The organism is Bradyrhizobium sp. LeoA1Lang (assembly GCF_055413685.1).
Genome location: NZ_JBVAPG010000003.1, coordinates 88,952 through 111,431, shown reverse-complemented (window position 1 = coordinate 111,431; position 22,480 = coordinate 88,952). Strand labels below are relative to the sequence as shown.

General features: G+C 61.0%; 14 protein-coding genes. 7 read left to right on the top strand and 7 right to left on the bottom strand.

What is annotated here, in order from left to right; translation table 11 throughout:
- Nucleotides 1-2: 2 nt before the first annotated feature.
- Nucleotides 3-1,511, top strand: coding sequence for a tripartite tricarboxylate transporter permease (locus tag ACZYOF_RS02015; RefSeq protein WP_463714653.1), 1,509 nt, complete (start codon nucleotides 3-5; stop codon nucleotides 1,509-1,511).
- Nucleotides 1,512-2,022: 511 nt separating this feature from the next.
- On the opposite strand, the gene ACZYOF_RS02010 is transcribed toward ACZYOF_RS02015, so the two are convergent.
- Nucleotides 2,023-2,709 carry a DUF7986 domain-containing protein gene (locus tag ACZYOF_RS02010; RefSeq protein ID WP_463714628.1) on the bottom strand — a complete coding sequence of 229 codons (687 nt, stop codon included), beginning with the start codon at nucleotides 2,707-2,709 and terminating at the stop codon, nucleotides 2,023-2,025.
- Nucleotides 2,710-3,084: 375 nt separating this feature from the next.
- Between ACZYOF_RS02010 and ACZYOF_RS02005 the strand changes: the two genes are divergently transcribed.
- Nucleotides 3,085-3,699 (top strand): hypothetical protein, encoded by a 615-nt coding sequence (locus ACZYOF_RS02005; protein ID WP_463714627.1) that lies wholly within the window; start codon nucleotides 3,085-3,087, stop codon nucleotides 3,697-3,699.
- 284 nt (nucleotides 3,700-3,983) lie between these two features.
- Here ACZYOF_RS02005 and ACZYOF_RS02000 read toward each other — a convergent pair whose 3' ends face one another.
- Together ACZYOF_RS02000 and ACZYOF_RS01995 are read right to left on the bottom strand one after the other, a co-directional pair.
- On the bottom strand, nucleotides 3,984-4,682 hold the full coding sequence (locus tag ACZYOF_RS02000) for a hypothetical protein (protein WP_463714626.1): 699 nt from the start codon (nucleotides 4,680-4,682) through the stop codon (nucleotides 3,984-3,986).
- Nucleotides 4,679-5,314 carry a protein-L-isoaspartate O-methyltransferase family protein gene (locus ACZYOF_RS01995; protein ID WP_463714625.1) on the bottom strand — a complete coding sequence of 212 codons (636 nt, stop codon included), beginning with the start codon at nucleotides 5,312-5,314 and terminating at the stop codon, nucleotides 4,679-4,681. The genes ACZYOF_RS02000 and ACZYOF_RS01995 overlap by 4 nt, the downstream gene beginning before the upstream one ends.
- 372 nt (nucleotides 5,315-5,686) lie before the next feature.
- Between ACZYOF_RS01995 and ACZYOF_RS01990 the strand changes: the two genes are divergently transcribed.
- A complete protein-coding gene (locus ACZYOF_RS01990) occupies nucleotides 5,687-7,327 on the top strand; it encodes a Na+/H+ antiporter (protein ID WP_463714624.1) in 1,641 nt (546 codons plus the stop codon).
- A 48-nt stretch (nucleotides 7,328-7,375) separates the two neighbouring features.
- On the opposite strand, the gene ACZYOF_RS01985 is transcribed toward ACZYOF_RS01990, so the two are convergent.
- Entirely contained in the window at nucleotides 7,376-12,205 is a 4,830-nt protein-coding gene (locus tag ACZYOF_RS01985) for an NAD-glutamate dehydrogenase (protein WP_463714623.1), read from the bottom strand.
- A gap of 278 nt (nucleotides 12,206-12,483) precedes the next feature.
- On the opposite strand from ACZYOF_RS01985, the gene ACZYOF_RS01980 reads away from it, so the two are divergent.
- Both ACZYOF_RS01980 and ACZYOF_RS01975 read left to right on the top strand, forming a co-directional pair.
- Nucleotides 12,484-12,726 (top strand): BMC domain-containing protein, encoded by a 243-nt coding sequence (locus ACZYOF_RS01980; RefSeq protein ID WP_463714622.1) that lies wholly within the window; start codon nucleotides 12,484-12,486, stop codon nucleotides 12,724-12,726.
- Nucleotides 12,727-13,693: 967 nt separating this feature from the next.
- Nucleotides 13,694-14,020, top strand: a complete 327-nt coding sequence (locus ACZYOF_RS01975; protein WP_463714621.1) for a hypothetical protein — start codon at nucleotides 13,694-13,696, stop codon at nucleotides 14,018-14,020.
- Nucleotides 14,021-14,119: 99 nt separating this feature from the next.
- Here the strand turns inward: ACZYOF_RS01975 and ACZYOF_RS01970 are convergent, their stop codons facing one another.
- Together ACZYOF_RS01970 and ACZYOF_RS01965 are read right to left on the bottom strand one after the other, a co-directional pair.
- Complete coding sequence (locus ACZYOF_RS01970; RefSeq protein WP_463714620.1) at nucleotides 14,120-15,703, bottom strand: glucosamine inositolphosphorylceramide transferase family protein; 1,584 nt, start codon at nucleotides 15,701-15,703, stop codon at nucleotides 14,120-14,122.
- A 39-nt stretch (nucleotides 15,704-15,742) separates the two neighbouring features.
- A complete protein-coding gene (locus ACZYOF_RS01965) occupies nucleotides 15,743-16,930 on the bottom strand; it encodes a glycosyltransferase family 4 protein (protein ID WP_463714619.1) in 1,188 nt (395 codons plus the stop codon).
- 280 nt (nucleotides 16,931-17,210) lie between these two features.
- Here ACZYOF_RS01965 and ACZYOF_RS01960 point away from each other — a divergent pair, with 280 nt between their 5' ends.
- Nucleotides 17,211-19,343: a GumC family protein gene (locus ACZYOF_RS01960; protein WP_463714618.1), complete on the top strand. Its 2,133-nt coding sequence runs from the start codon at nucleotides 17,211-17,213 to the stop codon at nucleotides 19,341-19,343.
- A gap of 7 nt (nucleotides 19,344-19,350) precedes the next feature.
- Here the strand turns inward: ACZYOF_RS01960 and ACZYOF_RS01955 are convergent, their stop codons facing one another.
- Complete coding sequence (locus ACZYOF_RS01955; RefSeq protein ID WP_463714617.1) at nucleotides 19,351-20,697, bottom strand: lipopolysaccharide biosynthesis protein; 1,347 nt, start codon at nucleotides 20,695-20,697, stop codon at nucleotides 19,351-19,353.
- Nucleotides 20,698-21,228: 531 nt separating this feature from the next.
- Between ACZYOF_RS01955 and ACZYOF_RS01950 the strand changes: the two genes are divergently transcribed.
- Nucleotides 21,229-22,449 carry an FAD-dependent oxidoreductase gene (locus ACZYOF_RS01950; protein WP_463714616.1) on the top strand — a complete coding sequence of 407 codons (1,221 nt, stop codon included), beginning with the start codon at nucleotides 21,229-21,231 and terminating at the stop codon, nucleotides 22,447-22,449.
- The last annotated feature ends 31 nt before the right edge of the window (nucleotides 22,450-22,480 follow it).

Genomic DNA, 22,480 nt, shown 5'->3' with positions numbered 1-22,480 from the left:
CCATGGATCTGCTCGGTAACATGCTTGGCGGGTTCGCCGTGGCTCTCCAGCCCGTGAACATTGCGGCCGCACTGCTCGGGGCGCTTGTGGGCACCGCCACCGGCGTTCTGCCAGGTCTCGGCGTGCTGGGCGCGATGGCAATCCTGATGCCGATCACGATCCATTTTTCCGCAGTGACCGGTCTGATCATGTTGGCCGGGATTTACTACGGTGCCATGTATGGCGGATCGACCACGGCGATCCTCCTCCGGATCCCCGGTGAAAGCGGATCTATCGTCACGACGATCGACGGTCACGAGTTCGCGAGAAAGGGGCGAGCCGGCGCTGCCTTGATGATTTGCGCCGTGGGATCGTTCATCGCCGGAACGATCAGCATTGTCGGGCTCAGCCTGTTCACCACGCTGCTAGCCGACGTTGCGCTGCGCTTCTCGTCTCCGGAGTTCTGCCTTCTGGCGCTTTTGGGCGGTTTGACGCTGGTGCGCATCACTGGAAACGATCCAGCCCAGAACATGGTCATGCTTTTGATCGGCATGGCTCTGGCGACGATCGGCGTCGATGCCGTCAGTGGCGACACGCGCTTTACGTTCAACACGAGTACGTTGGCATTGGGCTTCGATCTCGTGCCGGTCGCGCTGGGCCTGTACGGACTGAGCGAGCTGTTCCACGTCCTCGCCTCGAACGAAGGATTTCCGCGTGCCACCACCGTGCGTTTGCGGGAAATGATCCCGACGCGCCGCGAGTGGTCGCGTGCGTGGCCTGCAATCGTGCGAGGGTCGGGCATCGGCTTTCTTATCGGACTGTTGCCCGGCCCGGGCTCTCTCACATCGACCTTTGCGTCCTACGGCGTCGAAAAGGCCATTGCCCGAACGCACCGCGACGAGTTCGGCAAGGGAGCGATCGAGGGCTTTGCCGGGCCGGAAGCGGCGAACAATGCGGTCGCAACCTCCGCGCTGGTGCCTGTCTTGAGTCTCGGGATTCCTTTCACGCCGAACGTGGCGTTGATGCTCGGGGCGCTTATCGTTCAAGGCATACAGCCCGGGCCGCTGCTGCTGTCCCAACATCCGGACGTCGTGTGGGGCCTCCTCGCGTCCATGTATATCGGCAATGTGGCGCTGCTCGCTCTGAATTTGCCGCTGGTCGGGATGTGGGTTCGGCTGCTGCGCGTGCCGCAATACGCATTGATCGGCTTCATTTTCGCCATCAGCTTCGTCGGCGTCTACACGGTGCGAAATAGCTACTGGGACCTTTGCGTTCTGGTCGGCTTCGGAGTCGTCGGCTCGGTTTTGCGCCAGATCGGTTTTGATCTCGCGCCGATGATTCTCGGCCTGGTGATCGGCCCGATCTTCGAGAAGGCGCTGCGCGAAACGCTTTTTTTGAGCGGCGGGGATTTCACGATCTTTGTTACGCGGCCGATCAGCGCCGTGCTTTCGGCCCTTTGCGTCGTGGCAGTCGTCGGACCCACCATCGCCGTGTGGATCAGGCGGGGGAGCCGCGTTCCGCAGCAATCGTAAGGGATAGTTCGGCACCGCTTCGGATGCAGCGCAAACCGCCAAGCGGTACTGCATGGAGGGATTCGGGTGCAGTATCCAAGTGTAAAATACTATCCGGAAGGTGTCCGTTGGGATGAGCCAATCCCAAACCTGCTTCGTGCCTGAGCTGCTCCAAAGCCCATTTCCCGGCCGTAGCTCAAACGGTGAGTCTTGGTCTAGGAGGGACAAAAATGCTTTATCTTTCAATGGGGGTTGACTGACACTCTCTCCGCCGTAGTCTTGTTCACTCTAACATTGTTCTTGATTTTGGCGCCTAGACTGCTTCGCAGGCTAGCATCGACGCAATCGCGTGCGTGGATCGCGTATGAACGGCCGCTTTGGCGGACTATGAAGTCATTACAAGGGAGCTAAGCGACCCGTCGATAAGAAAACAGCGCTTCCAGCGGATGTTGCTCGATAATTGAATGTTCACCGTAGGTCGGCGGATTTTTATTTTGGAACTGGCCAGTTCGCAAATTTGTCCGAGCTGAGGTCAGGCCCCGCCGGCAGGATCGAAATAGGCCATTCGATCCATGACGCCATCCGCGAGCCCCACCTTATAGACGGCTTCGGCGAAGTGCCTGTGGTCCGCTATCTGGCTGAGCCTGCTGTTGCCCGTGCGCTGCGGCAGCAGCATGCAAATCGGCTCGAGCATTTCGATCTCGAACGGAACGTTGACGCCGGCGGTCATCGAGAACGGCCCAGGGGTGAGCAGCCTGGTAGCGATCAATTCTCCATCGTCCATCGAGCTCTCAAGCCCGACATCGAGCAGCCACACTTTGGAGTTGTGGAGAATGTCGGTGGCGATCAGACCCACCACGTCGTGACGTTGTTCGATCTGGAGTATTGCAAACTGCGACCTGCGCATCGCATCCAGCATCAGTCGTTCGTCGGACTGCGCCTCAAACTTGGCCGACTTCGCATAGCGGTCGATCGCCCGCGAACGATCCGGCGGCGCGGTGTAGATGGCGAGGTCGTAGACGTAGTAGATCTCGTCCATGTCATCGAGAAGCAACGTCTTTCCTCGTGCCAATCCGAGCCGACGCGCTTGTTTCAGTAATGCGTCGTCGGATATGGACCTAAGAACTTCCTCATGAAGGCTCTTGGAGATTTCCCGAAGGCGAAGATAGCGGGCAAGGATGTCCGCACGTGTCAAAGGCATATCCCTGCCGGAAGCCAAGATCGGCTGCTGTTGGACGAGAGGAAAGGCCATGAAACTCTCCCGAGTTGGACCGCCAGCTTTTCACAATCGTTAACGCCGGACGTTGATTCGCGAAACGGCAGTCTGTCGGCCGCAAACAGAGAAATCTGTTCAGTGCCTCGGATGGGTTGAGCTCTTGCTCAACTCATCCGTATGTCCGATCCTGCCCGTCGAGACCGGGCAACGCGCGGGCGTTGTTCAGCGCGAATGCCGAGGCGGGACCCGTTACCGCAGGCGAGGACCCGGCGTCGATTAGAAGGGTGATGCTGAGCTACGATGAGCCGGAAGAATCGAGTTCCACTGGGCGATCGCGTCGCCAGGGCAGCCGAAGAGGCACTTGCCGCCCGGCACTTTGTGAGCGCCATCGACGTTCTCGTCGGGATCGGGTGGCTCGACCCCGGAGCGGTCGAGCGCTGGCAGCGCGGGCAGGTCGACTGCCTGGAGGAAGTTGTCCAGGTCAATCCACCGCGCATCTCGGAAGCTACGCAGCTATTCCAGTCTTGGGCGACTGCGAAAGGACTGATCGCAAGCCCGACAGCCTATGTTGCTCGCACGCCGCAGCGCCAAGCGCTGCGCTTCAGTCGAAGTGGAAACCCTGAGATCGAGGCGTCATATCGGACAAATTGGGTATCGCCGGAACTCTCGGAAACGAAGCGTGAGCGCCTCGCGGAAAAGGCAAGCCGCGGCCCGGAACTTGTGGTCATCCAGCCATTGAACAGGGAGTGGACATGCCATCGGTGCGGCGGCACCGGCGAGCTCCTTATGATGGAGGCCCCCGGCCCGGCGTGCCTGCACTGCGTTGGCCTCGATGATCTCGAGTTTCTGCCGGCGGGCGATGCCCTGCTCACGCGGCGCGCGAAGGCGAACAGTACCCGATATGCCGTCGTCGTGCGCTTCAGCAGAACTCGCCGCCGCTACGAACGACAGGGCCTGCTGGTCGAGCCTCGGGCCTTGCCGAATGCGCGGTGATCGCGCATTGATTGCCGCGCTCTGTCCAGCACCATTGAAATCGTGATTACATACGCGTTCGCAGTTCTATTCTGAGCGGCGCGCTGCACCAGCCGCACTGTCCCGGCGCGCATCTTAGGACCGCGTGATCCGCGCGACGAACCACCGCACGACGCGCGCCCTGACCGCTAGCGACTTATTAATCTCCCGTTGCTTAGGTCCAGACCTTCGCATGTCGAACCCGCAGTTATGAGTGATGCGGTCCCCCAAGCCGCCTGCCAGCCTGCGACTTGGAGAGCTTGATGTTAAATACCGCCGCCTTTTCCCTGGTCCTCTTCAGTTGGCTGAAGGAGATCGGGGAGATCCTGCTTCTGGTAGGGTTGAGCGGCGAGGTCGCTCTTCTGGTTCTCGGGATTTCGAAAGGCGCCTGGGAGCGAGGACTGGCGATCACGTTTGCCGCTCTCGTCCTGGTCGGCGTCGCTCTGGAATATTGGGCCGATAGCCCGAGGAGGTTCGGCCCCGCATCCCAACAGCGGATTGCCGGTGCCCTCAAGGAATTTCGTGGCACTCCGTTCGATTTCTCGGTCGAGCTTGACCCTGAAGCTGTTGCCTTGATGGAAGATGTCGGAAAGGCGCTTGATGCCGCTGGCTGGAAGAGACAGGCGGTTGCACAAGGCTCTGGATATATCCCGCCAGGAAAGCCCGCGGCCGGCATCGTCGTGTTCAAAGGGGTTGAAGTGCAGATCGCCGAATCGCGACACTCGGATTGGGGAGCGGCTGGCAAGCCAGCCGCTGTCCTTCTGCACGCCATGCGGAACGAGGGATTGACCGCAATCGTGAAACAGGTCCCGGACAATCAGGAAAGCACCGACGCGATCCATATCAAGATCGGCGCCAAGCCATAAGGCTGGCAGCTCGTCAACCTTCAGGCTTCGGATTATCGGTGCCAAGCAAAGGCCCTTGGATGAGGGAAGCAGCCGCACGCCCTGAAGAGAGACCGTCATGCCGGCTCGGCGGTGGAGAGCCACCAGCCGTCGCCGGCAAACCAGCACGTCCGGTCGGTTCGCTCATCAAACCGTAACGATCGCACGCGATCCCAACCTTCGGTGAAGGCGTTGATGAGACGCTCACGGTCCTCTGGATCGCCGTGCAATCCTGTACAGCCGATGAACCGCGCGCGCGACACGAAGGTTGCGGGCCACCGGTCACCAGCCTGGGGCCGCATCACGCGCAGCATACCGCCCAGTCCGAACTCCGGTGCCAACGGAAACATCAGCCTACCGCCGGGAAGCAGGGCATCGATCCACGCCCAGCTCGGAGCTGTTGCCGCCGCGCAGACGTAGATGGCGTTGGCCTTAGGCAATTCGCGGCCGATTCCGGACCCAGCGTGCACCAAGACCTGGCTGTAGTCCTTCAGATTTTGTCGCGCACGCGCGGCCAGATCCTCATCGATCTCGAAGGCGGTGACGGTGCCGGAAGCTCCAACGATCTCGGCAATGACTGCCGTGTAGTAGCCGGTTCCAGCCCCCACCTGGATGACCCGATCGCCTTCTCTCAAATCCATTTTGTCCAGCCAGGCGGCATGGGCGCTGGGCATTCCGATATTGATGCCACGATCGGGATCGAGCCCGATCAAGACGTCCTGGTAAATGAATGCGGGATCGTCGTCCGGCGTGCGGATGTAACCGTCGCCGCAACGGATCGACCACGGACCCGGCCCCGCGAACCGTTCGCGTGGGACGAGCGCAAATGCGTTCGCGATTCCTGGGTTTGCGTTTCCAGCAACGAATTTGGCGAAGAACTCGCGATATTTCGCCGATCGATCGTTCATCAGGAAGTTCATCCAGAACCTGAGGACCGAGACAGTGCATTGCCATACCTGTAATTGGAACGCGAGTACAGACCCCGCGGGGAGGTGGGGCGCGGGATGGATGGTGGAATGACTCGGGTGGCGTCGCTATGATGCCCGCAAAGCAAATCCCCAGACTTTACGCAAGCGAGAGAGAGCGTGGAGACCATTACCGTTGCATTGATTCTGCTGCTGGCTGCGGTCGTCAGCGGCGGGGTTGCCCGCATGTCGCCGATATCGCTTCCCATGCCGCTCGTTCAGATCGTCATCGGCGTGCTCATTGCTGCGGTGGCCGACCTCGGCGTCCAATTGAAGCCGGACATTTTCTTTCTGCTGTTCCTGCCTCCACTGCTGTTTCTGGACGGCTGGCGCATCCCCAAGGAAGGGCTGTTTCGCGACAAGGGGACGATCCTGGAGTTGGCGTTCGGCCTCGTTGTATTCACGGTTGTCGGTGTCGGATATTTCGTCAATTGGATCATTCCGGCGATGCCTCTCGCGATCGCTTTCGCGCTCGCCGCAGTCATTTCTCCCACCGATCCGATCGCCGTCTCTGCGATTGCCGCGCGCATACCAATTCCTCGCCGGCTGATGCACATCCTCGAGGGGGAATCATTGCTCAACGACGCATCGGGCCTGGTCTGCATGCGGTTCGCCGTTGCTGCCGCTCTGACCGGTTCGTTTTCGGCGTTCGCCGCGTTCGGAACGTTCCTTTGGCTTGCTACCGGTGGCATCGCCATCGGCGTCGTTGTGACATGGGCCGTGACCGTCGCGAAGAATTGGGTCTCGCGCCATTTTGGCGAAGAGACGGGCTCGCAGATACTGATCAGTTTACTGATTCCGTTCGGCGCCTATCTCCTGGCCGAATACGCGCATTGTTCCGGCATTCTTGCGGCCGTCGCCGCCGGGATCACCATGAGCTACGCCGAGCAGAGCGGCCAGGCATTACCTGCGACCCGCATTCGTCGCGGTGCCGTCTGGGACCTGGTGCAGTTCACCGCGAACGGCGTGATCTTCGTCCTGCTTGGCGAACAGCTCCCGCAGCTCTTCGATGGTGCGGCGAGAGTGGTCCAAGAGACGGGGCATCATGCGCCAGTCTGGCTCCTCGTCTATGTGGTTGCGATCAATCTCGCTCTGGCAGCATTGCGGTTCGTCTGGGTCTGGACGTCACTACGATTTACGCTGTTTCGCGCGCATCTGAAGGGCGAGAAGCCGTATGTTCCAAGCTGGCGCCTGATCGCGGCGACCTCGATTGCCGGTGTGCGCGGTGCCATTACCCTTGCAGGCGTACTGACACTGCCGTTGACAATGAACGATGGTTCGCCATTTCCGGCACGCGATCTCGCGATCTTTCTCGCCGGCGGCGTCATCATCGTATCTTTGGTTGCCGCCACCATAACGCTGCCGTTCTTGCTCAAGGATCTGGAGCTTCCACCCGAGCCATCGCATCAGGCCGAAGAAGATCGAGCGCGCATCGCTGCGGCGGGAGCCGCGATCCGCGCGATCGAGCAGGCCCAGCATGACATGGGTGAAGGGCAAGTTGACGCCGATCTCTATACCGATGCCGGCGTTCGCATCATGGCGCTGTATCGCCAGCGTATCGACGGACGTTCCAAGGTCGGTCAGGAAGCCGAACTTGCGCAGAAAATCGACGACATCGAACGCCGCCTCCGTCTCGTCGGACTTCGCGCAGAACGGGCCGAACTGTATCGCATCGCGCGCAGCCGACAGCTCTCGGACGAGATCGCCCGCAAGTTGGTCAGGGAGGTCGATCTCCTGGAATCTCGCTTCCCGACGGCCTGACGAATGCCGGTGCGAGCCGGCAGCCTCGAGGCGATCTTCCGAGCCCGCTCAGCTCTTCACCATATCGCCCAGCATGTTTGCCGCTACCGTCAGCTTGGCGAGCGTCAGGCCGCTGGCTGCGATCTCCTCGACCGAGCGGCGGATGCGCGTTGCTTCAGGATGAGCGGCGAGCCAGTCGCCCGCGGCTTGCTGGCCGCATTGGCCGGTTGCAAGCATGTCCGCAGCCAGTCTTCTTTCGGCGGCGGCGATCTGGTCGACGGCGCGATCAATGGCGAGACGTTCGTAATTATCGTTTGCCGACACGCTGCGTGCGGCGGCGATGAGGCGATCGAGGCGGAAATTGGCCTCGGCGGCGAAGAAGGTCGTGGCGGCGTCGCCGATGGTCCGCCTGGTGCGCTCCGCGACGGTTACGATATCCGGTGCCGAGACCAGGGCGTCGAGATCCGCAAGATCACCTGCGAGGTCGGCCGGGACGCCGGCATCGATCAGGTCCTGTCGCCGCTTGCTGCGCCCGGCCTGCACATCCTCCGGCAGGGTCTTGTCGAGTCCGGCGGCGATTTCGCGGATGCTCGGGCCGAAGCGGGCGATGACCGAGTCCAGGCCTGCCTTGAAATCAACATTGCGCACGTACCAGAGCATGCGTGAGAGCAGCAGATCTTGTATCGCCGCGTAGAGGCCCAGTTGCACTTGCCCGTCGATGCGGGTGTCCAGTCCGTCGATCGCGTCGTTGAGCCGCTTCAGGCCGTAGCACTCGTCAACCGCCACGAAGGCCATGGCAATGGTCGATACATCGGCATCCGTCTCGTCGATCAGGCGCACGACACAAGCCGGGCCGCCGCGATTGACAAACGCATTGGCGAGATTGGTTGCGATAATCTCCCGGCGAAGGCGATGGTGTTCCACCGCAGTGGGGAATTTGTCCTGCACCTCGCGCGGGAAGTACTCGGATAGTTCGCGGGCGAGATATGGATCATCAGGCACGCTGGTAACGAGCAGATCGTCGTAAAGTGTCAGCTTGGCGTAAGCCAGCAGCACGGCAAGTTCCGGCCGGGACAAGGATTGGCCGCGCCGGGCGCGTTCGGCGATCGCGGCATCGTCCGGCAGGAATTCCACGGCGCGGCTGAGGAGCCCGCGCTGCTCGAGCGATTGCATCAGCCGAGTGAGGAAGCCGGTCTCGGCCAGGCCCTTGCGTTCGGCCAGCGAAAGCGCCAGCGTCTGCAGATAATTGTTGCGCAGCACCAGGGCTCCGACCTCGTCGGTCATCGCGGCAAGCAGCATATTGCGGTCGGTCGAACTGAGACGCCCTTCGCGTTCGGGGCGCGCCAGTGCAATCTTGATATTGACCTCGACGTCAGAGGTGTTGACCCCGGCCGAATTGTCGATGGCGTCGGTGTTGAGCTTGACGCCTTTCTGTGCGGCTTCGATGCGGCCACGCTGCGTGACGCCGAGATTGGCCCCTTCGCCGATCACCCGCGCGCGGATACCAGCGCCCGCGACACGGATCGGATCGTTAGCGCGATCGCCGACCTGATCGTCGCTTTCCCCGGACGCGCGGATATAGGTGCCGATGCCGCCAAACCAGAGGAGGTCGACGCGTGCCTTGAGGATCGCCGTCATCACCTCGAAGGGGGTAGGCTGCGGCTTGTCGAGATCAAGCAGGGTCCGCACTTCCGGCGCCAGCGGGATTGCCTTGAGCGAACGCGAGAATACCCCGCCGCCCGGCGAGATCTTTGACTTGTCGTAGTCCTGCCAACTCGACCGCGTCAGGTCGAACAGGCGTTGGCGCTCGGCGTGGCTGGCGGCGAGATCGGGTGAGGGGTCGATGAAAATATCGCGGTGATCGAAAGCCGCAACGAGCCTGGTCGCCGGCGAGAGCAGCATGCCATTGCCGAAGACATCCCCGGACATGTCGCCCACGCCGACAGCGGTGAAGGGCATGGTCTGGATATCAGTGCCGAGTTCGCGGAAATGGCGCTTGACCGCTTCCCACGCGCCGCGTGCGGTGATGCCCATTTTCTTGTGATCATAGCCCTGGCTGCCGCCGGAGGCGAAAGCATCGCCAAGCCAATGTCCCTTCTCGGTCGAGATCGCGTTGGCGATGTCGGAAAAGGTCGCGGTGCCCTTGTCGGCTGCGACAACGAGATAGGGGTCGTCGCCATCGTGCCGCACGGTGTCTTCGGGCGGCACGATCGTGTCGCCGTCGAGATTGTCCGTGAGTTCAAGCAGCGAGCGCACGAAGATGCGGTAGGCTTCGGTGCCTTCCGCCATCCAGGCCTCGCGATTGGAAGGCGGTGGCAGGCGTTTGGGCACGAAGCCGCCCTTGGCGCCGACCGGCACGATGACGGCGTTCTTGACCTGCTGTGCCTTGACCAGGCCGAGGATCTCGGTGCGGAAATCCTGCGGCCGGTCGGACCAGCGCAGGCCGCCGCGCGCGACCTTGCCAAAGCGCAGATGAATGCCTTCGACGCGCGGCGAATAGACGAAGATCTCGTAGAGCGGCTGAGGTGCAGGCAGCTCCTCAATCTTGCGCGCGTCGAATTTGACGGAGATCACCGGCCGCGGATGCCCGTCTGGACCGAGCTGCCATAGATTGGTGCGGATGGCGGCCTGCACCAGATTGGTGAAACGGCGCAGAATGCGGTCTTCATCCAATGAGGCGACGGATTTGAGCTGCTCTTCGATCTCGGCGAGGAGGGCCGTCTCGCGCGCCGAGCGCTCGGCGTCGGTGGCGGTGAGGCGCGGGTCGAAGCGAGCCTGGAACAGAGCGACGATGCTGGTGGTGATCGCGGTGTTCTTGCGCAGAGTCTCCGACATGTAGTCCTGGCTGAACGGCGCGCGGATCTGATGCAGGTAGCGGGAGAGGGCGCGGATGGCCGAAACTTCGCGCCAGCTCAGGACCGTGCGCAGGATCAGCGTGTTGTATCCGTCGGATTCGGCGCGATCGCCCACCACCGCCATGATCGAGGCTTCCAGGCGACGGGCGAATTCCGCGGTGATGACGATCGGCTTGCCGTCATTGGCCTCGATCGTCATGTCGTGCAGCCAAACCGGCGCGGGTGCGGGCGTGGCGCTCGGCCTGATCTCATAGGTGCGCTCGTTGACGACGCGCAGGCCGTGATTTTCGATCACCGGCACCCGATAGGACAGCGACAAAGGCGCGCCGCGCGAAAAGACCTTGAGGCCGAAACGCGTCGGATCGTCGCCGTCGATGCGGTGAACCGAAAGCGCCACGGAACGAGCGGCAGTGAGCTTTTCGATGATGGCGATATCAGCAATCGCTTGTGAGGTGTCGAAGACCTCGGTATAGCCGCCGGTAAAGGCTCGTGCATAACGGTTGGCGATCAGGCGGGCCCGCATGCCGTCAGCGGTGGTCGCAAGCGCGGCTTTCAGCTTGTCAGCCCATGTTGCGGCGATGGCGCTGATTCCGGCTTCAAGCGTGGCGCGCTCGATGACAGGCGTGTCGCCTTCGTAGCGCCCAATGATGTAGTGGACGCGGGCAAGCGACCCCTCTGGGAAAGCTGCGTAGGAGGCCGCCAGTTGCCCCTTGTAGACCTGCGCCAGGAAGCCTGCGACGCGTGTGCGGACGTCGGTGTCATATTTGTCACGCGGAATGAAGGCGAGGATGGAGACGAAACGGTCGAATTTGTCGGCGCGCGCCAGCGCCCGCACGCGGGGGCGCTCATAAAGCATCAGGATCTCCATGACGAAATTGTAGAGAGTCTCGACGTCGACCTGGACGAGCTCGTCGCGCGGATATTCTTCAAGGATATGCAGGAGCGCCTTGCCCGAATGGCTGTCCGGCTCGAAGCCGGCGCGCTCGAGCACCTGCGCCGCCTTGTGGCGGACATAGGGGATCTGCCGCACCGAGCGGGTATAGGCGGCCGAGGTGAACAGGCCGACGAGGCGCAATTCGCCCTCAAGCCGGCCGTCGGGCGTAAAGAGCTTGATGCCCACATAGTCCATCCGGACGCGGCGATGGACGCGGCTGCTCACATTGGCCTTGATGACGATGAGCAGGGTAGGCTCTCGCATGAACGCGCGGATCTCCGACGTCATCACCACCATTTCGGCGCCGCGGCGCAGCACCTTCACATCGGGATCGCGCAGGATGCCGAGGCCTTCGCCGGTGGTGATGTCGTCCGGCGCATCGCTGTCTGGTGCGAAGCGGTATTCTCGGAGGCCGAGAAAAGTGAAATTGTCGGCGCACAGCCATTGCAGGAATTGGGTGGCTTCGGCGACCTCGTCGATCGGCATCGGCGGCGGATTGGAGCTGAAGGTCTTGATCGCCTGCTCCACGCGGGCGCGCATGGCTCGCCAGTCGGTGACGCAGGCGCGCACGTCGCTCAGCGTCTTGGAGAGGCCGTCGATCAGCTTCTGGCGGTCGGCCTCGGCGTCCAGGCGTGCGATGTGGAAGTGAATCAGGCTTTCGCGCTCGCCCGTTATCCCCTCGGGGAGCGCCTCGCCGTAGAAATGCAGCAGCTTGCCCTGCTCGTTGCGCTCCACGGCAATGATCGGGTGGGCGACCAGCGTGACCTCGATGCCCTGCTCGGCGAGCTCCGCCATGGTGGAATCGAACAGGAAGGGCATGTTGTCATTGAGAACTTCGAGTACGGAAATCTCGCGCCCGTCCGGCATCATCGGATTGATCACGCGGATGTCGGCACTATCAGCGGTCCGCCGCTGCACATGTTCCCAGGCTTGTTCTGCCAAAAAGGCCAGCGACGCGGCGTCGTAATTGGCGAGGTCCTCGATGTTACTGTGGCCAAACAGAAGCTCGGCAAAGGCCCGGGGCGTCTTGCCCGGCTGCACGCTCCCACCGGCCTCGTGGATCAGGGTTGCTCGGGCCTTGTCGTCACGCCACGCCATAACGTCCTCCATTTCCCGCGCCGGCTGACCGCAGTCACGATCGCCTGCCTGATTTCGGAGTGCATCTCTTCGAGCGCCGTCGTCTTGATCGCAGTTGATTGCGTAAGCGAAATCCTTGGTCCCGGAGCTTCGACGGCTCCTGATATCGGACATTATATCATCTCCGCGCGACCAGGGGGGAGTTGTCGTCAGCGCGCCGAAAGGGTTTGCGGTGCAGCGTGAAACCGAAGTCGGATGCTGTCGACTTTCGCCGGTAGTCTGGAAAACAAAGGAATCTCAAGCACGGACGCATGAGTTCGCAGTTTTGTTGGGAGGGGCCCGCCGTGGCCAAGGCGGCTAACGTCAAGCTCGTCGCTCGGCAACAACCCAGAGGTGGACCGATATCTATTATCGTGCAAGGCGACGTTGGCGCTGTGAAAGCCGCGGTCGATGCAGGCGCGGCCAGCGAGAGCCCGGACCTTGTCCGGAAATTGATAATCGCGGGAGCTGCGCCCCGAGGCGGCGCATCGTCCCGGAATGCCGGCGTGTGTTGAGACGCGAGCTATGCAAAAACTGCCCGACGGGCAAATCACCAAAAGTCTGTCCACCCCTCCCGTAAAAAATAATCCGCTTTCGCCGTCGGGCAAATCAGTGATTTAACTCCGCGCGTCTCACGCGAATGAGGGGCGGCTCGCGATCGTCACGAACGTTGCGGTGAGATGCGGTGGACGTGATGGGTGTGACTGACGAGCACGCACATCACGGACGGCGAAGTCGTGTGGTCCTGGCGCCCCGACGCTGGCGCTAAGCTCGCGAGCAGCAAGAGCTGCCGCGGGTGACGGTGGCAAAAGAGCCCGGTCACCGGGGAGAGCACGAAGTAAGCCGTAAACCATCGCGCAGGGAAAGCCGGAATGCTTCGGTTGACCTGTGGTCCTACCCCCGTGCTTTTTGTTGCACGGGACCCACGGGTGCAACCAGCACCCGGCTTTCCCTGCGCCCTCTGATATCGAGGAGGGTGGAAAGGTACGCAAAGCTCGGACGCAACGCGCCGCGAGAACGCGGACTCGCATCCTCATGCTGTTTGAAAATTGAATCATGACTCGCGGCGATGCTGTAGGGTGGGCAAAGCGACTTGTCCGCCGTAGCTCAACGAGCGAAGGCGGAAGCGTGCCCACCATCGCGAGCACGGCGCTGGATGGTGGGCACGGCGCAAGTGCGCCTTTGCCCACCCTACACCTCTACAACCGCTTGCTCGCGCCACAACAATTGCCTGTGGTTATGGGTCCTGCTTTCGCAGGGACGACACCGGTGTGAAGTGCGACAGCAGTAGGCTAGCGCAGGGAATGTCATCGCTTGACCTCAACTCTGCGTCCTCGAGCCGTGCCCACTGCCTGCATCCACTTCGCGAAAGGGATTTGTTCATGGAGATGAACCGCAGCTAAACGGCTGGGTATTATGTCGCAGCCCGGAACGTGGCGCTCCTTATGGGATTGAACTTCACACACGAAATGGAGTGCGACCATGAAGAGGTTAGCTATCACGTTGGCGGTCGGTGCTGCAGCGCTGATTGGTAGTTCGGCCGCAAATGCGGCGGATTGGCAGGCGGCAGCAAAGACGGGCAGCTATGAGAGTCAGTCCACCGATCTGAGCGCTCGGGGAAGGGGCCATCACCATCATCACTACGGAATGCACCGTCATCACCATCACTACGGCTACCACCGCTACGGCCACCACCGGCATGGCTACTATCGCCCATACTACAACAGCTATGGATATCAGCGGCCGTACTACGGCGGGGGACCAGGTGTCACCTTCAGCTTCGGTAGCGGCGGCTATCGCGGCTGGTAGCGGAGAACGAAAGCCCGCGACGCCGCGGGCTTTCTTTTTACATCTGGCTGACTTGATAAGCGCGAACCGTACCGGCGATGGTCGCTGACCACCGCGAAACTAATCGGCGGCCAGAACGCTGTTAGGGGCGTTTCGCGATCGGGCCGGCTTCCGCCGAGCAGCGTCACTCCCGGAGGATGCCGAAACGGTCGATACAGGTCCGTCTACGAAAGCCTTGAACTTCGGCTGAACCCGCGATCCGTCGATCACCTCGAGCTGGCCGCAGCGGTTCAGAGTGTGCAACTTTCTGCCCGGCCATGCAGGCCCTGGCTTGAGAGAGTGCCGAACGACTTGTCTGAATGTGGTCGGCGACAGTTCGAGAACTTCCGCAAGACCGAGCGCTGCGCCATATCCGTTGGAGCAATCCTGGACCGGCCGCCACAGGCTTCCATTGATGGTCACAAAGTTGCCCGCCGGTCGCGCACTAGCGCGATCCATCAGAACCGGATTGCTCGCATGCGGCAACCAGGGTCCAAAGAGCTGCTCGGCATAAAAGATCGCCAATGTGTCGGAATAGCCTCCGGTCCCGTCGCGCCAGGCGCCGAACAGATAGTACATGCCGTTGTGCCGCGTGATGGTCACGTCGGCCAGTTCGAGCCCCGACAGCAACGTGCAGTGACGCTCCCATTTGTCCGGAAACCGAACGCATTTGTAAATCGCGACGTCCCGATGCTCCGTGCTTTCCGGGATCATCCAGAGTTCGCCATTATCCTCAATCAGAAACGGATAGGACAGATGCCAGGGCTCTTCCAGCACGGGGACGACGTTTGCGACCGGACCAGTGCGGTCGAACTCGACCGCGGAAATGATACCCTTGCCCACCCTGTGATCGAGATCTTCGAAGAAGACGAATGTCCTTTCCTTCCATTTGACCGGAAAGGGGTCCGCGTAGAAGTGATCTCCGGGATCCCCGAGCACTTTCCAGTCCGGCCCGGATAGATCTCCGGTCCGCCACACGTCGGCATTTTCGCTGTAGCGCCACCCGATGTGCCAATGAGGCGCATAACAGCAAAGGCGATATATTTCCTTCGCGATCGACAAGGCCAGGCCGCGCAGAACATATGTGGCTGCCGGTCGTGGGGTGCTTTTGCCGGCCGACGAAGCCAGCTCCGGAACTATTCTTGGCGCTCCTGACAGAATCGCAGCAAGCATGGTCAGGGTTCGCGCCATGACTGTTTCGAGCGCACCGCTCAAGCCGACTGCAATTTCTCCGGACGGATGACCGCGATCGAGGACCGTGCCGTCGAGTTCATTGACGATTTCGATAGTCGGCAAGTCACCCGCGAGTATGGCTGCCAGCGCGGCGTTTTCGCCTTGTACCCCATTAAACAGCGGACGGAGATATAGCCGGGCGGAGCAGTCCCGATCCCGGGCGGCGCGTGTAAAATCGACAATCACGTCGGCCCTGCCGGCCTGGGCCTGCGACCGTTCCGGGATGACTTTCAGTTTGTCGGCGCCACCGCGCTGGCCCCTCCGCAATACCATCCGTTCAAGCTCGAGCAGCGCCTCCAAGCCAGCAGGCCGAGCTTCCGCAGTTGGCGTCCACGCGATTTGAACCGGGACATCCCGGCCGTTGACGGACAGCGCCTCACGGGACATCCACTGCCGTGCATGCTCGCGTTCGCAGCGAAATTCGATAATCATGTTCGGCCCATCTGCGCCCATGTGCCTAATGCGTACTGATCAAACAGCCTGGCTGAGAATTTGGACGTATTCCTCGACCATTGTGTCTACCGAATAGCGCGACCTCAGGCCTTTGGCGTTTTGCCGCAGTTCGTCGCTCAACGTTTTGTTCGTTAGAATTGTGGAAACGGCGGCCGATAATTTCGCATTGTCCGAGGCATCGACAAAGAGCGCCGTGGGTCTTCCTTCAAAAGACAGCACCTCGCGCAAAACGGGGAGATCGTTCACGACCGAAGGAACACCTGCGTTTGCAGCTTCAACCGCGGCCAGGCCAAAGGTTTCAGCTTGCGTCGGGAACACGAATACGTCGAGACAGGCGAGAAAGTCCGCCATCCGTCGCGGCGGAATCTCGCCGACAAGATGCAATCTGTCGGATACTTTCAACTCGTCTGCCAACAGCCTCAGCCGTGTCTCGTCCGCGCCTTGACCGGCCAGCGCAAGATGCCAGGACGGTTCGCTGCCTAAGAGACGTATCGTCGCATCGAGCCGCTTGTGAGGGTGCAATCTTGCAGCACAACCGAGCAGCACGCGATCGGGCGGCAGTTTGAACTGTTGCCGCGCGATATCCTTCGGCAGATCGAGCGATTTGTCGTCGAAGCCGTGTGGGACATGCTTCATGCGCGATCGATAAGGGGCGGGGTAGCGCGCGTACTCGCGCTCCATCTCCCGCGAGTTGAGCGTTATGCAATTGTAGAAGCCAACGCTGCCCATGACGATGTCGGCGGCGCGGACCGGCCAGCTCATCGACATCGCGGATGAAACCTGGTTGGCAATAACCGGAGCGCGACTGACGAGGCGCGATACGCCTCCGCCGATCACATTGCCAAAATGCTGGAACGTGAGGACGACATCGGGTCTGATGGCCCTGATATGGCTGCCGAGCTTCCACAGCATGCGCAACAGCGCCACCGGATTTCCTGGCCGGTTCTGCGCGCAATAGAACGTGTTCGGCGGTTCGTCGAAGGAATCTGATTTGCGGAAAAAGAAGAGATTGAAGACCTCATAGTCGCGCGCCGTCAGGCCGGCACCAAGCAGCCTTGTGATCTCCTGAGCACCGGCGTTCTCCGCCTGGGTCTGCACCAGAACGACACGTCGCTTCGGCTTTATGCTGTTTGACCGATCACGTGACGCTGCCGACGATCGTATCGGTGCCTCGCGCAATTCTGTGCTTGGCTGGTAACGGAACACGGATTCCTCAACGGTTGAGGGAGTGGGGATTCTTCCCCCCATTTTCGCAATGCCTATCACGCGTTGCTCGGTCCTACACCGGCCAGCGCGCAATGGGGTTAATGCAGCACACCTCGTTCACTGGGGAGATGTCGTTGCACCGCGCGGAACATAGAGCCAGTTCGTTAACTAATTGGTCATGGCGTTGCCGAGAGAGGGTAACCGGCGATTAACCATAGATATTTACGTTGGGGGCAGGGCCACTGAACAGTGTCTGCCAGTTGAATTCGAGTCAAAACCCATGATGTTCGGTAGCCGTGCAGGCCCGAGACGTGCCGGTGAGACGGAGCCCACGGCGGCGTCGTGGGAAGCTCCGCGCCCGCCGCCTGGCACCGGATCCGCCGAACGCGTTAAGGGATTGCTAACCCTCTCCGGCACGCTTTCCTTTCTGCGGGAAAACGGCCGACGCATCGTGATGCTCGCGCTGGCCATCTTCGCCATTGGCGTCATCGCTCTGTTGCTGATTCCGGTTCGGTATGCAGCCACCGCGCTGGTCGTTGTCGATCCTCGAGAGCAGCGCGTGACTACGGATCAGGACGTGCTGCCGGGTATCGGTCAGGATGCGGCCGCGCTTCAGAGCCTGGTTGAAATCGCCAAGTCCGACGGTTTTCTGCGGCCGCTTATCGAACAGCTTAAGGTTCGAGACGACGAGGATATCGCCGGCGGTCAAACCGACACCACGCGTCTGCTCGAAAGATTCCGTAACCGGCTCGATATTTCCCGCCGCGGGTTGACTTACGTTATCGGCTTCAAATTCACCTCCAACCGACCGGATCGAGCCGCTTACTACGCCAACGCCATAGCCGAAGCGTTCGTCGCCAACCAGGGCCGTGTCCGCACCGAGGCGACCGACGAAGCAGCCGACTGGCTCAGTAGCCGCCTCAAGACATTGAACGACCGGCTGAGGGCATCAGAAGATGCGGTTGCCGCCTTCAAGCTCGAGCACAGGATCGTCAATGCGGGCAAGGACGCCACGACCCAGCAACTGCGCGTTACCGATCTGACGCAGCAGGTTTCTGCTGCTCGCGCTCGTACCGAAGAAGCAAGAGCCCGCTATGAGCAGGCGCAACGCGACCTTAAAGCGAATGTCGATGGGCCGGTCAGACAGGATTTGCTGAGTGCCCTGCGAGCTCAGCGGTCGGCGCTCAATGACCAGATCGCGCAGAAACGTGCGGTGTTCGGCGATCGCCATCCCGACCTCGTCATATCGTACAGCCAGTTGAACGATCTCAACAGGCAGATTGAGATCGAGCGGAAGAAGAACATCGAAACTGCAAAGTCCGAATACGAAGCCCAACGCGAGCAGCAGAGATCGCTGGAAGATCAGTTGAAGGCGGTCGAATCGCAGATACTGATCGACGGTCAGGCACTCGTCAGACTGCAGGAGCTGCAGCGCGATGCGGAAGCCAACAGGAATATCTACGAGCAGTTTCTATCGCGGTTCAAGACCACCAATGAGCAGCGCCTGCTGCAGAGCTCGCAGACCAAGATCGCTTCGCTTGCCATTCCGCCGCTTCGTCCGACCCGGCCGCCGCTCACGTTGCTCCTCGCAGCGCTCGCGATTGCCTCTATACTGATATCGACGGCGGTAGTTGCCGTACCGGACATCAAGAACATTCTAGAGAAGCCCACCCCGAAGGTTCGCCGGGCAAATTCACCTTCGCTCCAGCCCGAATTGCCCCAGCTCTCATTATCCCCCCAGCCCGAATTGCCGCTGAAGCTGCCGGTCTGGGCCCGCATTCCCGATCTTCCGGCACGAGAATTCACCAGAAGCGTCTGGCAAAAGCCGATTGCGGCAACCGCCGAGCTCGATCTGAGTGCCTACCTGCGCTCGCTGATCGGGAAAATCGACGAGTTGCCGGGGTCTGGTGGCAAGGTAGCCCTCGTGATGTCGATCGAGAACGGCGCGGGAGGCAGCACTGTTGCGCGATCGCTCAATCGTTCGGCCCTGAACAAGGGGATGCTCAGCGTTCTGATCGAGCTGCAATCGGATCTGCCTGCGGTAAAGCCCGCCGCGGCTGACCGGCAGGAGCAGGGCATCACCAAGACAGACCTTCGCTCTGTCAATGTACTCTTGAGTGCCAGCACGCAAACAGGCGCGCTCCCTGCCGACGACATTCGCAAGGAGTTCGATCTGATAGTCGTCGATGCGTCATCCCTTGCTGCGCAACCCGACGTGAGGACGCTCGCAGCCCATGCCGATCTGATCGTCGTCGTCGTTCGCGACGGAGCCGCCGCTCCGGCGGCAATTCAACGGGCTACGGCCGGCCTGTCGAAGTCCGGTGCAGTGCCGACGGGGCTTGTCGTCAATCGCGTATCCATCAGTTCCGTCATTGTTCAATCTCAGCGCGAGACGTTGGGGCTGGTGAGCTGAACGGCCTCTAGTCCTTCGAGTCTGCGACACGAACCGGATACGGTTCGGCTTTCGAGAACAAGCGGCGAGAAAGCACAAGGATCGAAGGATCGACGCCCGTGCGGCGGCGGCACAGGATGTTGAGGGCGATGGTGGCGACCGCCAGCGAAACAGTGGCCGAAATCGCGGCGCCGAGCACGCCGAGCCAGGGAATGAGTACGAGAAATCCGATCAGCCGCAGCACGACATTCCCGGCGATGACGGGAACATAGTCACCCTCATGGCCGGTCACCTGCAGGATGGCTGCGGACGGACCGCCGGCGGCCTGAAAGGCCGTCCCGAGCGCAAGCACGATCAGCACCCACTGCTGGGCGGCGAAATGAGGCCCGAACAGGCCGAGAAGATGGGGCGCGCCGATCCAGACAAGGACGAGCCCGGCGACAACGCAAAGCGCGGTCACCTCCGCCATGAGCTGAAGCGTGTGGCCGAACTCTTGATGATTTTTGCTGAAGTAGAGCGAGGGCAGACGACGCGCCCCGAAACTATAAAGTGCGGCCGAGAGCATGGCGAAGATGTTCGCCAGACGGGATGCGGCAAAATAGATGCCGGCCGTGGCCGGATCCAGCATCCAGTAAATCAGGATCACATCGAAGTACTGATTGGCCGCCTCAAGAATGGAAGAAATCCAGAAGTGAAGCGCGCTCGATCTCCAGCGGGAGCTCTCCGAGCGCGCCGGCACATTGCGCAAATTCGGAAGGGCGCGTGCAATCGAAATGACCTGAACGGCGAGCCCCATGGCCATGGCGATCGCCATCACGGTAAGCAACTGTGCGGGATCGAGCAGCCCATGGCCGAACAATATCGCTACCAAAAACAGCACGACGACGACCCGCCAGAAAAACTCCCGATTGCCTTCCCCCATCAGAATGCTGATGAGCGATCGCGCGATCTGGCTGCCAAGCATCAGCCCTGCATTCACGGCCGTAAAGGCGGATACGGCCAGGATCAGCAGCCATCCGTCACCACGCACGCTGGCGCCGGCTGCGATCGCGGCAATGACGACCAGCATCCCAATGGAGGAGATCTTCAGGCTCGATAGCAGCACACCTTTGGCGAGATCGGCCTGTTCGCGCACCTGGTACTCGTTCAAGAACCGAACCAGGAGCAGTTCCTGGCCGACCAGCCCCACGACCGATGCGATCTGGGCGACAGAAAGCCACATCGCGAAAGCGCCGAACGCATCGGGCGACATGGTTCGTGCTGCCAGCGAGAAGAGCGCAAACGCAAGGCCGCCGCTGCCAACCTTGAGAAGGATGGTCCCGGCAACACCGCGCGTCACGTCGCGTCGCATCAACTGGAGAATGGATTCGATCATGCGAAGTACAAGGCATCTTTCCTTTCAAGATGCTCGTAGCTGACAACGGCCCAATGCCTAACACGCACGCGAGCCGAGAGTGTTAATGTTCGGCACCTAAGATTTCTTTTCTCCCCACCCGGCAAATGCACCGGCGCAAACTTGCCCTGTCCGGCGAACCTGCAGCCTTGCTTCGTTCTGGAACGCCGCTGTCCCGGCTGTCTTCAGACAGGGCAAACGATGGTTTCCCAGGATAGCCGCTGCGGCGGCACGAAGAGGATTGCCGAAGCCAAATCTGCGCAGCCACCGGCCGTTTGCACGAAAATGACCTGCTGACCTGACGATAAACAATGGTCCACCGTACTGCTGAGTAAGCGGGGAATAGATTTCACGATACTCCTTGAGCAAGGCGCGTGCCGGGACGTCGCCAGATTTGGACCGGACCGCGGGCGTTAACTGCGATGCTCAAAAATGATCGTGCCGGTTCGGCGAAGTGGATATCAGGCGAGAAAATTGCAGTTCGGCCGGCATCAATCGTCAGAGCCGGCAAACATGATGGTGAATAAGGTGATACAACCGATCGCGGAAGAGGGATGTGAAACCATCACCACGGACGTTGCGATTGTCGGCGGCGGGCTGGCGGGATCGCTCGCGGCGGCAGTCCTCGCCAGGGCTGGCTGCCAGGTTGTACTGATCGACAAGCGCGCGGTTTATCCGGAAGAATTCCGCGTCGAGAAGATCGCCGGACGACAAGTCGATGTCTTTCGCAGGCTCGGTTTCATCCGCGAACTCGAGGCGGTCGCGTGTGTGTACGACCGCGTGATCAATATCAGGGAAGGCCGGGTGGTCGACGTCAGTGCCGGCCAAACCTACGGCCTTCCCTATGCCGACCTCGTTGCCCTGGCACGACGTCTGATGCCGGGTCATTCCGGCTTCATTGTCGACCAGGTGACCGCTGTGAGTTGCAGCGATGACGTTCAACATCTCGTTCTGGCCTCCGGAAAGCGCGTCACTGCGCGTCTCGTTGTCCTGGCGACGGGCATGGCCGGAGCTCTTGGATACGGTCTCGGAATCACGCGGCGGATTCTTGCCGAGCGCCATTCGGTTTCGTTCGGCTTCACGATTGCGCGTCCGGACAGTTCGCCGTTCGAATTCGAGGCGCTAACCTGCTATGGCGAGCGGGCCATCGATGGCGTCGACTATCTCAGTCTGTTTCCGGTGCGGGCCGGTATGCGGGCAAATCTGTTCATGTTTCGCGATCCGACCGATCCGATCATGCGTGAGCTGAGACGGGAGACAAGATCGACGTTGCTCCGATTCATGCCGGGATTGCAATCCTATCTCGGAGATTTCAGCGTCATCGGTCAGGTGCAGAACTGGGTGATGGACCTGTCTGCCGCCGAAGGACATCTGCAGCCGGGCGTCGTGCTGATTGGCGACGCGTTTCAAACCAACTGTCCGGCAGCCGGCACCGGAGTGAGCCGTCTTCTGGTGGATGTTGAACGTCTTTGCACGGAGTATGTGCCACGCTGGCTCGAAACCAGCGGCATGGGCAAGGAGAAGATATCGGAGTTCTATTCCGATCCGGCCAAGATTGCTGCCGACCAACACTCCCTGCAAATGGCGCGCTTTCGGCAGGCACTGACGTCGAGCAGCGACATAAGATGGAACGTGCGGCGCAGGGTGCATTTTCTTCGACGCAATATCACCCATCGGGTCGACGGTATCAGGCCGGGATGGATCGCACGAGTCCGTGGCGCGCTTCGTGCCTAAAGCATGATCCGGAAAAGTGGATACCGGTTTT